General features: G+C 44.7%; 10 protein-coding genes. 5 read left to right on the forward strand and 5 right to left on the reverse strand.

Features of this window, described 5'->3' with window-relative positions; translation table 11 throughout:
- Positions 1-254 precede the first annotated feature (254 nt).
- Entirely contained in the window at positions 255-2,117 is a 1,863-nt protein-coding gene (locus MC7420_RS19065; RefSeq protein ID WP_006102245.1) for an NAD(P)H-quinone oxidoreductase subunit F, read from the reverse strand.
- A 364-nt stretch (positions 2,118-2,481) separates the two neighbouring features.
- On the opposite strand from MC7420_RS19065, the gene MC7420_RS19070 reads away from it, so the two are divergent.
- Positions 2,482-2,769, forward strand: coding sequence for a hypothetical protein (locus MC7420_RS19070; RefSeq protein WP_006102318.1), 288 nt, complete (start codon positions 2,482-2,484; stop codon positions 2,767-2,769).
- A 732-nt stretch (positions 2,770-3,501) separates the two neighbouring features.
- Here the strand turns inward: MC7420_RS19070 and MC7420_RS19080 are convergent.
- Both MC7420_RS19080 and proS read right to left on the reverse strand, forming a co-directional pair.
- Positions 3,502-5,040, reverse strand: a complete 1,539-nt coding sequence (locus MC7420_RS19080; protein ID WP_006102180.1) for a hypothetical protein — start codon at positions 5,038-5,040, stop codon at positions 3,502-3,504.
- A gap of 20 nt (positions 5,041-5,060) precedes the next feature.
- Positions 5,061-6,866 carry a proline--tRNA ligase gene (proS, locus tag MC7420_RS19085; RefSeq protein WP_044208179.1) on the reverse strand — a complete coding sequence of 602 codons (1,806 nt, stop codon included), beginning with the start codon at positions 6,864-6,866 and terminating at the stop codon, positions 5,061-5,063.
- 223 nt (positions 6,867-7,089) lie between these two features.
- Here proS and MC7420_RS19090 point away from each other — a divergent pair, with 223 nt between their 5' ends.
- Positions 7,090-7,788: a PEP-CTERM sorting domain-containing protein gene (locus MC7420_RS19090; protein WP_006102353.1), complete on the forward strand. Its 699-nt coding sequence runs from the start codon at positions 7,090-7,092 to the stop codon at positions 7,786-7,788.
- 237 nt (positions 7,789-8,025) lie between these two features.
- Here the strand turns inward: MC7420_RS19090 and MC7420_RS19095 are convergent, their stop codons facing one another.
- Positions 8,026-8,508 (reverse strand): hypothetical protein, encoded by a 483-nt coding sequence (locus MC7420_RS19095; RefSeq protein ID WP_044208183.1) that lies wholly within the window; start codon positions 8,506-8,508, stop codon positions 8,026-8,028.
- 263 nt (positions 8,509-8,771) lie between these two features.
- Between MC7420_RS19095 and MC7420_RS19100 the strand changes: the two genes are divergently transcribed.
- Complete coding sequence (locus MC7420_RS19100; protein ID WP_044208186.1) at positions 8,772-9,017, forward strand: helix-turn-helix domain-containing protein; 246 nt, start codon at positions 8,772-8,774, stop codon at positions 9,015-9,017.
- Here the strand turns inward: MC7420_RS19100 and MC7420_RS41630 are convergent.
- Positions 8,918-9,148: a hypothetical protein gene (locus tag MC7420_RS41630; protein ID WP_198016499.1), complete on the reverse strand. Its 231-nt coding sequence runs from the start codon at positions 9,146-9,148 to the stop codon at positions 8,918-8,920. The two genes, MC7420_RS19100 and MC7420_RS41630, sit on opposite strands and share 100 nt — an antisense overlap.
- A gap of 637 nt (positions 9,149-9,785) precedes the next feature.
- Here MC7420_RS41630 and MC7420_RS19105 point away from each other — a divergent pair.
- Both MC7420_RS19105 and MC7420_RS19110 read left to right on the forward strand, forming a co-directional pair.
- Positions 9,786-10,796: an AAA family ATPase gene (locus MC7420_RS19105; RefSeq protein WP_006102169.1), complete on the forward strand. Its 1,011-nt coding sequence runs from the start codon at positions 9,786-9,788 to the stop codon at positions 10,794-10,796.
- Positions 10,793-13,207, forward strand: coding sequence for a S8 family peptidase (locus MC7420_RS19110; protein ID WP_006102124.1), 2,415 nt, complete (start codon positions 10,793-10,795; stop codon positions 13,205-13,207). The genes MC7420_RS19105 and MC7420_RS19110 overlap by 4 nt, the downstream gene beginning before the upstream one ends.
- The last annotated feature ends 21 nt before the right edge of the window (positions 13,208-13,228 follow it).

A 13,228-nucleotide genomic window follows, 5' to 3' on the forward strand; every position in this document is an offset into this window, starting at 1 on the left:
AGCCCGTCAAAAATTCCAACTCAAAATGCTTCCACTTAATAAGGGCGAGTTTATTAATCTCTAACTAACCAGAAATGATTCCAGTTTCACCCGCCCCGAAACTCTCAAAACTGAAGACGCGCTATGACACGTCTTATCGGTGTATACACCGTTATCATTCCTTGCTTCTATCTAATTGGTTGACACTTCATTCTGATTACCATCCTTAAGCGTTTGTCGTCAGTCCTGTGATTTGTAGGGCGCAGACAGCGCAACTACGAACCAATAATTAGGGAGAGGCGCGATAGGATTGGCAAACTTAATAGAAAGCCAAACAATGCGACTCCTAACAAAATCGTCAACGCATAAAACTGGGTTTGACCTGAAACATTATACTTCAAGCTTTGCCCACTAAACATCGTCATAAAGGCGACTAAATTAGCCAAACCATCCACGATATAGCGGTCAACCCAAGAAATGGTTCTCGATATCAAATCCACCAGAAACACTACGGTTCCCCGATATAACTTTTGGGTATATAAATCGTAGGCAAAAAAGTCTTGCAGGTCCTTTGAACCAAATCGAATCGGCTTTTCCACCTGGCTACTCAGATACAGATACACGGCTGCACCGCCACCAATCGCACTCGATAACATCAGCGAAGCCGCCACCGTCGGATTCACGCTTACCCATTCTGGTAACAGATTCCAGGTGGCTAACAGTAAAGGAACGTGCAAGGTAAACCCCATCAGCAGTATCATAGGGAAGACCATGGGCCAATGAGCTTCAGGCGATCGCTGTGCCATTTGTTTAGCTTGTCCACCGAAGACTAACCCGAAAACACGCAAGAGGCTAAACGCCGCTAACGCATTCACCACTAACACCAGGGCAAATAATTTCGGGTGACTGGTAAACAGAGAATCCCCCAACTGTAAAAACGCCCAAAATCCGCCCAGAGGAGGAACCGCAATCAATCCAGCCGCCCCCACCAAGTAAGACAAGCCACAAGCAGGGCGCTTCGCCCATAACCCACCCAATTGCGTCACATCCTGAGTAATACTGTTCCAAATAACCGTCCCCGTACTCATCACCAATAACCCCATGGCGGCGGCGTAGGTCAACAATAACAACAGGGCGGTTTGGATTTGTCCTGTACCCACCGCAATAAACACCAATCCCAAATAAGCGCTGACCAGATAGGACAGAGTACGCTTAATATCAATTTGGGCGATCGCGACCATCGTACCACCCACGGCGGTTACCGCACCAATTAAAATGACAGCGGATACCGCAACCGGAGATATGGCGATAACAGGTTGCAATTTAATCAACACCCACGCCCCCGTACAGACCACCACCGCATTCCGTAAAATGGTGCTAGGAACCGGTCCTTCCATGGCTTCATCTAACCATAAATGCAGGGGAACTTGAGCGCATTTACCCATCGGACCAGCCAGTAATGCTAAACCAACCAATGCAGCGACTTTCGGATCAAGATTAACCGTACTTGCCCAGTCTGCCAATTCCGAAAAATTCCAGGTTTTGGATAGGGGATAGATACCAATGACCCCCATTAATAGGACTAAATCGCCCACCCGTTTGGTTAGAAATGCATCTCTCGCCCCGGTTACCACCAAGGATTGATTAAACCAAAATCCAACCAAAAGATAGGTTCCCAGCGTGAGAATTTCCAGGATAATATAGCTGAAAAACAAGGAATTACACAGAACAAGGGCGCACATTCCCGCTTCAAACAATGCCAGCAACGAATAGAAACGCGCCCATCCCCAATCGGTTTCTAGGTAACCAATAGCATGGATTTGGGCGAGGAAATTCAACCCAGTGATCACCATCGTCGCCCCAATCGTAACCGCCGACATTTCTACGGGAATGGATAAATCCAAATCAACCACCTGTAGCCAGGGAATCACCACCGATTGAGCCGGTTGATTCCAGATGGCGAGTAATGCCAACAACCCATGCAAAAAAGCGATGAAGGTCATCAACATATTAATATAGCCTGCGGGTCTCGGTCCGGTACGATTTATAATTGCCGGAGACCAAGGGACGGCTAAAATTGCACCTAATAGGGCATAGCAAGGTATTAACCAGGCAGAGTCAAGGAAAAACTGAGTCATCGACATGACCTCTTGGGGGTATACAAATTTTCTCTTCAGTGCTATATGGCGTCGTGAAGAGACCCTGATAAACAGGTATTTTTACTTAACGGTTAATTTTTTTGAAGTTTTCTAAGATTAGTCTATAGTGTAATGGTTTGATGGTAAAGTTCAAACAAAGCAATTAGACAATCTGATAATCAAAGCGATAATCCCCATCTATCAAAGCGCTGGGGTGTAGAGACGTAGCATGCTACGTCTGGGAGCAGGGGCTTATCCCTGTGATCGGGTGAATGATTGACTGGCATCTAGTCATCCCGTCGAATTCAGTTGGTGTACCAACGATTCAGACGCGATCGCATAGAAGAATTAAGATAATTCAAATATGGAAAAATGGATAGCTGTACTGGGATTATTGGTATTATCGTGGACTGTGGCATTTCCGGCTGAGGCGTCGGTGTGTCGCACAATCAAGGATCACAATATTTGTATCCTGAGTATCAAGCGTTCCGCCAAGTATTATTGGCGGTATCGAGCCGCCGTGAGTATTGATGGGGTAAAACGTCCTGTAGAGATATATAATTGTCGCGATCGCACCCGGATTCGCCAGGATGGATTGGTGGTTTCATTTGAACCGGACGGCGCTGGAGAGTTTATTTGTAGTTTCTTCTAGAATCTCCCAGGCATTCTTTGATATCAAAATAGTTCGCGTTAAAAAAAGTAATAATTTGTAGAGGCTAACTAAGCTGTCATGCATTTAAATTGGGTAAGCTGTCATGCATTTAAATTGGGAATGGGTAGCGAGCAAGATGCTCGCACTACAAGGATTACGCCATTATTGATATTAAGGTTTAAATGCCGAACAGCTTACCAACATAAATAAACAGTTGTAGGGGCGACCCGCTAATATCAATGAACACCCCCAATCCACTCAATAAACTCGGGTCGCCCTGTCGCCTAACCTCAAACTCAAATCTAAAATCAAAATGGGTAATAATGTTTTCACAAATTCTAATAATTGGCAGGATTGGCTCGTCGTGTTTGGCTATATCGGCTTTACTATTTTTATCCTTTGGCAAGTTTTAAAACCTCGGTAATAAGACTAGAAGCCCTGGCGACTCGAAGTCGCAGCTACACAAACAAAGTCCGCCTGCGCGGACTAGCTTAGGGTTTGCTGCATAAAGCCGAAACCATTAACTATCAAGGCTAAGGCTTTGAGTGGTATTGATAGTTGCTCTTCTTCAAGGAAAAAAGGTCAAACCCTTTCATATCCTTACACCACTATCAGGGAAAATGTACCATTGCTACCCCAGCTCCCTCTGCTCCCCCAGCTCCCCCAGCTTCCCCCGCTTCTCATCTTAAGTTAACACCAATAACTGACGTGCGCCCTACCCTAGGTTCTAGGCTAAGCATCTTTGTGATCAGAACATAGTCTTTCAGAACCTACCAGATCATCAAGTCGCGGTAACTTGAGCAAAACCCCTGCAAAAAACCAATAATAAACCTCCACGGGATCGACAGCCAGAGGATAATAATAGGTGTTATAACTAATAAATAAAACAAACACCCAAAGACACAACCCTAACCGTTGTAAAGACGCATCTTGAACTGACCGATATGCCTTAAACGTCAAAAACGTCAGCAAAGACACCAGCGCCAGAAAAGCCAAAACCCCAATCGGACCAATTTCGTAAAACAATTTGGCATAATAGGTTTCAATCAGTTGAGTTTCTCCTAGGCGACGGGCAGCATTAGTCGCTCGTCCTAAACCATGTCCTAATAATCCCTCTTGTCTACTCAATACCCACTTAAATTGATCCAGCATAAACGTAGGCGGTGGAGACGCCTCCCAGCGATCAACAAAACTAATCACTCGTTCTTCTACCTTCCCCAACGTTCGAGTAATCCAAATCGCTAAAAGCACCCCAATTCCTAATTTAATCGGTAGCCATCCCTTATGCCGATCCGTGAGTAATACTAACAGAACAAACGTCGCCGGAACGATCGCGAGGGCAATGCGTTGACCTGAAATGACCGCTACTGCCAAGACTGCAACCATCGCCACCCATCCCACGAGTCGCCAACGACGAGACGGATCACTAACACTCGCCCCATAGGTGAAAAAAGCGCTGGAAATCAGAAACCACCCCCATTGCCAGGGCGCGACAAATGTACCGGGTAAACGAATTAACCCAACTTTAGTATTGTATAACAGAGAACCGCCGACTAAACATCTTGCCTGCAAACTGGCTCTGTAAACAGCTTCTCCCGTCAAACTATTGCTACTGGGACATAAACCAGTAACTAGCCACAGGTATTGCAGAAACGCCAAGCTACAGCAGATCAAGATTAGAATAATGTGTAAACGAGTTAGGAAAAATAAGTCTGTGCGATCGCGAATCAGATAATACCCACAAAACAGTAAGGGAATATACCCCACCAGCCCTTTTAATCCCAGAATTCCCATCAGAAACGGGCTTCCTTTGACCTGGAGATCAAACTCCTGGGGGACATTAATCAACAGAAACGTAATTAACGCCACCCCTAGCACAACCGCGATCGCGATTAATAAAGGTTTGAGAATCGATCGCGGTAATAGTTTCCAGAACGAATCCCGCGACTGAATCAGGGCAATTAAGGCGGGAATGTAAAATGCATCTTTGATCAGATGAAAGAGGGGATGATTCCCGGAGTAGGTGATGCTCTCACCCATGGATTGGTAAACATCACCCAGCGAATAAATAATGCTCCCGCTGAAAGGAAGATAGATCAGCAGTCCCCATAATCCGATGCGAGGATACTTATAGGAAAGGATAGAGAAAAAAACAAGGGCAGTACAGGCAATCCCTGTCTGAAATCCACCGACTAGACCCAACATCACACCCATAAAGGCAGAAATATAAAGTGCCACTATGATGAATCGAGTCAGTGCTGCCTTATTCATTTCAGTATTAATTGTGGAGGTTACGTTAATGCCGCATCAAGCCATTGTTTAAGCGTAGAAACCACCTGATCCAGGGGCAATTCTTGAGACTGGTGCGTTGCCCGCACTGCAACTTCCACTTTACCCTGTTTCAGCGATCGCCCGGTGACGATACGATAGGGAATGCCAATCAGATCGGCGTCTTTGAACTTCACACCCGCCCGTTCATTCCGGTCATCAAGTAAAGTTTCTACACCAGCTTGCCATAACTGCTGGTAAAGTGTCTCGGCGGCTTCCATCTGTTTGGTGTCGGAGATATTGGGAACAGTAATAATCGCGTGGTAGGGTGCGATCGCGGGTGCCCAAATAATGCCATCTTTATCATAGGATTGTTCTACAGCGGCTTGCGCCAGTCGCGATACGCCTACACCATAACATCCCATATACAAGGGATTTTCTTCCCCCGCTTCGTTGGTGTACGTCGCACCCATGGCTTTAGAATATTTTGTGCCTAACTGAAAGATATGTCCGGCTTCAATTCCCCTAGCGCTGTGTAGAATTTGGCTGGGATCATGAATCGCGCGATCGCCTGCTTTGGCTGTCCGCAAATCTACCACCTGTTTAGGTAAGGGAAAGGGTTCACCCCAGTTCGCACCAACAATGTGATAGTTGGTTTCATTCGCCCCAGTGACAAAATTTTTCAAGTCAACCCCTGTATTATCAACTAAGCGTACAAATCGCGGTGCGACATCGCTAGCAGGACGGATATAATCATCATCTAAATCTGGGGCGATATAGCCGACAGGGAGGGGTTTAGATGCCCATTTTGCCTGGGTGGTGGCGTCGGGAACCGTTAGGGCGAGGAGGGCGTTGGCGTTATATTGATCGGCTAAACGGACTAATTCATTTTGCAATTTTACCTCGTTAACCTCTTGATCGCCTCGGATACTGACGATTACCAGTACTGTCATCCCATTGTCATAAACGGCTTGATAGAGGACATTTTTCAAGACATTGGTTGGCGAACAGTTGAGGAATTTACACAGGGAGTCGATGGTGGGTGTGTTGGGGGTTTCCCGTTTTTCGTAAGTCTCAAAGGGAGACGGTTGAGGATCAGCCGGGAGGGAACTGGCTTTTTCCACGTTGGCAGAATAGTTCCCATCCTCAGTGTAGAGAATCTCATCTTCGCCAATATCCGCCAGAACCATAAATTCTTGGGAACCGGAACCGCCAATCGCGCCAGAATCTGCTTCCACGGCGCGAAAGGCTAAACCGCAACGGCTGATCATGTTGCGGTAGGCTTGATCCATGTCCTGATAGGTTTTTTTTAGGCTGTCTTCATTGACGTGGAAGGAGTAGCCGTCTTTCATAATGAATTCTCGTCCCCGCATTAGTCCAAACCGAGGGCGGATTTCATCTCTAAACTTGGTTTGAATTTGGTAGAGGTGGAGGGGGAGTTGGCGATAGGAACGGATCATCTCACGGGCGATGGTGGTAATCACCTCCTCGTGAGTTGGTCCGAGTCCGAGTTCTCGGTTTTGGCGATCGCTGAGGGCGAACATGATCCCCTCTGCTTTAGTATAGGTGTCCCAGCGCCCAGATTCTCGCCACAGGTCAGAGGGTTGGAGTTGGGGAAGTAAGCATTCTTGGGCGCCAGTGGCGTTCATTTCTTCCCGAACAATTTGGGAGACTTTTTGCAAGACGCGCCACATCAGGGGGAGATAAGCGTAGATTCCGCTACCGATGCGACGGATATAGCCGGCGCGAACCAGGAGTTTATGGCTGGGGATTTCGGCTTCGGCTGGGTCTTCCCGGAGGGTGACGAGTAGCATTTGAGAGAGTCGCATCGTGAGGTTCCCTTGTTTAGATGATCAATCTCTCAGTTTAGAGTATTGGCTGTCCGGGTTATTTGGGAAGGAGGGATGGAGTGGGGTGCGATTGAGCGTTAGAATAACTTCGTACACTTCAGAAACTCACCTTAGCTGGTAAGTCCCTGCACAACTACCATATCCTAGCCCGCTCAGTTAGGACGGGCTTGTTAAAATCGCGTTAACCAGTAGGATTCTTAAGATGAATGGTATAAAATTTGCAATTGTCTCTGGAATGGCATATTGCCTGCTAGGTATAGAAACTTTGCCAGCCTATGCCGAACAGCTTTACTTTGAAGGAACCACATCCACAAGTGGCAACTTTTCGTTTACCTTGAACACAGATGTTATTGGCGTTGAGGAAGGATCTAGATTAATCTTTCCAGGTGCAATCTCGGACTTTAAATTTCAAGGTGGGGGTGTAGGATTTGAGAGTTTAGTTCCGCCGGGTTCTGATATTATTACTCCTTCTGTTGGTGGAACCTTTACGCCTGACTCCGCTTCCATATTAGACTTGGAGGGAATTCCTTGTTGTGGTGGTGGGTTCATATTTGCAACACAAGGAGATACGCAAACTGATATTTTATTAGGCTTCCAGCAATCTGCGCCACTACCTATTAATGTTGGATTACCGCTTCCTTCTTCTCCTTCCGCCTATCAACTGAAAGTAGGGAGCATCGAATTTGTTCCACCCGGAAATATTAATTCAAATTTGGGACAATCCCAGTCAGGTGAGTCTGGTTCAATAGTAACTGTTGTAAATTCTTTAACGGTCACAACTACTACTACTCCTCCTGCACAATCTGTTCCCGAACCTCTCACTATCCTTGGTTCAGCTACAGCACTAGGCTTTGGAGCTTTACTCAAGCGAGAGTATTCCAGAAAGCACAAGAAAAGCTAACTCGGTCTTGTCGAAACTATTGAAATAACTGGCATCCGGACAAGGTTCTCTGGATGCCTTCTAATATAGAGTATTTGTTAGGACATTATGGGGCGCGTGTACGCGCCTCAATCCTTCCCAGATGACAAAACCACATAACTGTAGGGGCGTATAGCAATACGCCCTTAAACCTATCGGGTACAACCGCAACCTTAGAGGGCGCAAGTCCTTGCGCCCCTACCCAAATTGGATACAATGTCACTCTTGAGCAGTAGAAGTCACCGCATCCGCATCAAAAACCACTTCAAACTGTGCATCAGGCATCCACTTTCCCAAAAAGCGCTGATGATTTTGGGCTTCAGTGCGACTGTAGAACCGACCAACCGTATAATGTTGAGCATTGGGCAAAAGCCTCACCAGTGTCCAAGGATAATGCTGTTGATGCCAAAAGCTATGGTTAGACTCTGGGGAGGGTTCGGCTGTGCGCCCACATCCCCGATGCTCCAAGATAGAATGAATTATCGCTAAAAGTCGCTCTCGCTGTGGCGTTCCATCATTGGGTAAGAGACTCCATTCGCTGATTGGCGTGGGTAGCCAAGTTAACCGATAAGTCATCGAATCTTTGCTAATGCGCCAAGACAGGCGGCGTGGCTGTTTGCTACAGTTGAACCCATCTGCACGAAAAGACGCAACGATCCTGTCGCCTTCAGCTTGGAGGCGAAGCCATTGAGTGTGTTTCATTGTTATGATTTGAGTTAGTGTTTTTTAGTCAAGGGCGATTGGGCATAAACAATATGCGATCGCCCGTTATTTTTGGAAAATACGCATCCGGTGTTAAAGCCTTGAATTGGAACTCATCCTCTTTTGCATCACCTCCTAATCGGGCGTCGTGTGAGAAACTACCGATAGATAGGCAGGGAAACAGGAAGTGTAGGGACTTCCCTTATGCGTTTCCCCGTCAGCCTTTGGTCTTAACTGTGCGTTTCGCATAGTCAGTTAATAAGATGGTAGAACATCCAAACTCAAATAGCAACCCTAAATTGACAACTCTCAAAGAACTTCGTGAATACTTAGGGTTAACACAAGAGGAACTAGGACAAGCACTAGGGATAACGGCTAGTACGATCAGTCGCTATGAACGGGGTCAACATCAGCGCATTAAGTTCACTTTTTCCCAAATAAAGCGGCTACAAGCTTTATTGGAGAAGGGGGGACTCTCAATCAACGACTTACCCGACGATATCGATTGAGGCGGTATCAGTTCATCCGGTGTCTCAAGACTAGGCAGAAACCGGGATAGAGTTAGGCTGAGAGAGGGAGTGCGATCGCGCCTCAATCCTTCCCACATTACCAACAACATGACTGTAGGGGCGTATGGCATACGCCCTTAAACCTATCGTTTAGAACCGCAACCTTAGAGGGCGCAAGACGAGGCGCCCCTACAAAATGGGATACAATGTCACTCTTTAGCGGTAGAAGTCATCGCATCCGCATCGAAAACTACCTCGAACTGTGCATCAGGCATCCACTTTGCCAGAAAGCGCTGGGGATTTCGGCTTCGGCTGGGTCTTCCCGGAGGGTGACGAGTAGCATTTGAGAGAGTCGCATCGTGAGGTTCCCTTTTTTAAATGATCGATCTCTCAGTTTAGAGTATTGGCTGTCCGGGTTAGGCGGGAAGAGGGGATTGGGTGGGTAAAGCGGATAGCCATCCCAAGGTATCGCGTCTCCCGCAAAGTCTATTCAAGTCTCCTAGAGTAGTCATGATAAACTACTAACAAATAAACAATAAAAGCCTCGATAATAAAAAAACAAAGAAAAAAATAATTGACTAAAATTCTAATTTTATTCGGCATAACTATTGACAGCTTTATAGTTTGATGTAATTGAATTCGCAAAATTTAGTGCAACCAGCTTAGGAGGAAAATTACGGTTAATTTTTTTAAGTGATCTATGGACTTCAATCTATTTTTGTATTAAAATAGTCCTAGATAACTACAACAATAATTGTATGAAATATTATGATAGTAGCTAGCGAGCAACTGAAAAGGCTGTTCCAAGCATTCCGCGAGCAAAATGATGCGGCTTTTTACAAAGCAGCCGAATCGCTTATCGCGGAAGAACTGGCTGCAAACCATCATGCTGTAGCAAAAGATTTGAAGAAAGCATTAGGACAAAATCGTAACTTGAAAAAAAGTTCTAATAATGGGTTAACCTTACTGCCTAAAGACCGTCGTAGTGGGAATGAATTAGTTACACTAGAAGAAAGTTCAGTCGATCAGACCAAAATTATATTGGGCAGGGAAACTCAAGCTAAAATAGATCGTGTTCTCAATGAACATCGTAAATGTAAAGAACTCGCTAAATATGGTTATTCTCCCAAAACCAAGCTACTTTTCTGGGGACCTCCTGGTTGTGGAAAGACTTTCACCGCAAAGTATTTAGCTTATGAACTGGGTCTGCCTGTAGGGATCTTGCAACTTAGTACTGTTATATCTAGTTTTCTGGGAGACACAGCGTCTCATCTTCATCGTGTATTCAATCTTGCCAACAACACACCGATAGTACTTTTACTCGATGAAATTGATGCTGTTGGCAAAAATCGTGATGATCCCAATGATGTAGGTGAACTCAAGAGGGTTGTCAATAGTCTTCTGCAGATAATGGACAACTTTCACTCAAGTCAAAGCTTGGTGATTGCTGCCAGTAATCATCAGTATTTACTTGATCCAGCATTATGGAGGCGATTCGATGATATTATCCAATTTCCTTTGCCCGGTAAAGGTGAAAGAGAAGTTTATCTGAAAACGCTTTTGGGCGGAATCCATTTTGATGGCTCACCTGAATACATAGCCAAAAATATGAACTCACTTTCATACGCTGATATTCAGCGCATCACAGTAGAAGCGATTAAAACTATGATTTTAGAAGGTAGAGAAAGCCTCCAAACTAGAGACATTACCGATCAACTTCGAGATTATAAAAAAGTGACTAATGCGGCTAGAGCTAAAGGAGAAGAAGTAACTCAATGAATAATGATTTTCCACTCTTATCTTTAACTCAACCAGAAATTGCTGCTCGTCGTAAAGATAAACCTCGTCGTCCTGAGCTACCACCAGAGATATTAGCTCGTCGCCAGGAAATTGCCAGTCGTCTTATTCCAAAAGTAAAAAATCTGTCTCGTCAACTTAAACAGATGTCTGACAAAGAAAGAAAGTCAACGCTGATTAAAGTTGAACATGACATACCCATTTCTCTTTCTGGGACAGGCTTAAAACCTGTTGCTGAGTCAACGGAAAAATTTACGTTGGCAGTTCTTCGTACAGATAATCTGGAGCAACTAGAAATTAAACTTGATGAGTTTGGTTCAGGCGCTCTAAAAAAGGGTCATGCTCCTAATGAAACTTTAGCGTATTTGAATAATATTCAGGAAGGAGATCCCAAAGATCGTCTTTGTCAGCTTTTTTTTGAGCAGTATGAAACTCTGATTCAACAGGAATGGATTATCTGTGAAATAGAGATGATGTCTTTGCAGCAGGGCAAAAATCAGCAAAGGCAAGAACTTGTAGAGATTCGCTCTTCTTTACAAAAAGTATTTGCTAATGGAATTTATGGAAACATTTTTGAGCATGAGGAGATCAAAGGAACTTGTCGTGCTGTTGTTCGTTGTACGGGAAAAATATTTCAACGTCTTGTTGAAGAGAAAGAATGGCGAACTAAAATTTTTTGGTTTGATGCTCGTCCAGAGTTTGAAACTTTTTATACAATTTATCAAAATTTTGACATTCAGACGCTAGGGCGATTTATTAGTCCTCCAGAGGAAGCCCCCATTGTCTGCATTGTTGATTCAGGTGTTACGGTAGGGAATCCATTTCTACAGCCTGTAGTACGTGAGAATCTTTTGCATTCATTCCTAAGATCTGCACCTGATAATCCCTATGATGAACATGGTCATGGTTCTGGTGTTGCTTCTTTAGCATCCTATTATGCCCTTAATGGATATCGAGATGCTGAGAATGAAGGAAAAGTATGGATTGCGAGTGCTAGAGTTCTAGATGAAAATAATCAGTTGGAAGATGAAGAGCCTCGGCTTTTTTCTCGGGTACTCGCTGAAGTTGTAGAGACATTTGTTCCACTGGGAGTTCGGATATTTAATCTATCAGTAGGCATTATTAATCGAAAGTGGAATGCCGAAGCTAAACGCACGGTTCCACGTCGTTCCTGGATTGCTCGTACTATTGATAGGCTTTCCAGGGAAAAGGATATTGTTTTTATTATTAGTGCCGGGAATATCTCTCCTCAGGATGTCCGTGACTATATTAATAACGGAAAGCTTTACCCCCAATACTTTATTGATGAAGAAGCCCGAATTATTGATCCCAGTCAGGCTGCACTGGCACTGACGGTTGGTTCCATTGTTCCTGATACATTAATTACAGGTAGAGTCGGCTCAGAAATGGCTATTGCTGAACAAACACAACCTTCCCCTTTTACTCGTTGTGGTCCTGGAATTTCCGGAGAGATTAAACCTGAACTGGTTGAACTTGGCGGAAACTATCTTGTTGATGAAAGTGGTGCAGTTCGGACAAATTTAGGAACTAATGTAGTGATGGCAAATTATCAAATTACTCCAGCAATTACTCATGATTCGGGGACAAGCTTTGCGGCTCCCCGTGTCGCGCATAAGATGGCAAGAATACTGGGTGATCTTCAATCCTTTGATTTACCCCATATTTCTGCACCACTTCTTAAAGCTTTTACTATAAATTCTGCATCTTATCCCACCGCTAATGGTAATTTTGATCAATTTCGATCAGATATGCATAAGGTAGACTCTAAATATTGGCTAAATATTAGTGGTTATGGTCAACCGGATTATTTTCGAGCGACTGAATGTGATTCTTACACAGCTATTCTGTTTTTTCAAGGCGATATAATTCCCAATACGGTTGCTTACTTTGATATACCAGTTCCTGTATGTTTATCTGATACAGGACGAGGAATTAAGCGTTTAACTGTAACCGTGGTTCATGCTCCTCAAGTTCAGCGTTGGGGACTAGAAAGATACTTGGGTACGACATTAAAGTGGCGTGTATTTCGAGGGAACGTTGACCGTGAAGAGATTATTTCGGCTATGTCTGTAGAAGATGATGAGAATGGTGATACGATTGATCTACCTAAAGAGTTAAAATTTGATCCAGGAGTAAATCTTCGCTCTAGAGGAACAGTACAACACGCTGTTTACGAGTGGAACATTCATAAACAAGAATATAGTGATAATTTCTATACACTGGCTGTCGCCGCCTATGAGAAGTGGGGGCGTCAAAATCCTGACCAAGTTCCCTACGCAGTAGTTGTGCGTCTAGAAGACACTACCCAACAAGCTCCAGTCTACACCGAAGTTCAAAATTTACTTGAGATTCAAAGTCAAATCAGAATCTAGTGCGATCGCGCCAATCCTTCC

Origin of the sequence: Coleofasciculus chthonoplastes PCC 7420, from assembly GCF_000155555.1 — a bacterium.
Taxonomy (GTDB): Bacteria; Cyanobacteriota; Cyanobacteriia; order Cyanobacteriales; family Coleofasciculaceae; genus Coleofasciculus; species Coleofasciculus chthonoplastes_A.

What these genes read in the sequence shown, in the direction of transcription:
- MC7420_RS19070 (WP_006102318.1), top strand. Translation starts at nt 2,482, where the DNA reads ATGGAAAAATGGATAGCTGTACTGGGATTATTGGTATTATCGTGGACT.
- MC7420_RS19065 (WP_006102245.1), bottom strand. Translation starts at nt 2,117, where the DNA reads ATGACTCAGTTTTTCCTTGACTCTGCCTGGTTAATACCTTGCTATGCC.
- MC7420_RS19105 (WP_006102169.1), top strand. Translation starts at nt 9,786, where the DNA reads ATGATAGTAGCTAGCGAGCAACTGAAAAGGCTGTTCCAAGCATTCCGC.
- MC7420_RS19095 (WP_044208183.1), bottom strand. Translation starts at nt 8,508, where the DNA reads ATGAAACACACTCAATGGCTTCGCCTCCAAGCTGAAGGCGACAGGATC.
- MC7420_RS19090 (WP_006102353.1), top strand. Translation starts at nt 7,090, where the DNA reads ATGAATGGTATAAAATTTGCAATTGTCTCTGGAATGGCATATTGCCTG.
- MC7420_RS19100 (WP_044208186.1), top strand. Translation starts at nt 8,772, where the DNA reads ATGGTAGAACATCCAAACTCAAATAGCAACCCTAAATTGACAACTCTC.
- MC7420_RS19080 (WP_006102180.1), bottom strand. Translation starts at nt 5,040, where the DNA reads ATGAATAAGGCAGCACTGACTCGATTCATCATAGTGGCACTTTATATT.
- MC7420_RS41630 (WP_198016499.1), bottom strand. Translation starts at nt 9,148, where the DNA reads ATGCCATACGCCCCTACAGTCATGTTGTTGGTAATGTGGGAAGGATTG.
- proS (WP_044208179.1), bottom strand. Translation starts at nt 6,866, where the DNA reads ATGCGACTCTCTCAAATGCTACTCGTCACCCTCCGGGAAGACCCAGCC.
- MC7420_RS19110 (WP_006102124.1), top strand. Translation starts at nt 10,793, where the DNA reads ATGAATAATGATTTTCCACTCTTATCTTTAACTCAACCAGAAATTGCT.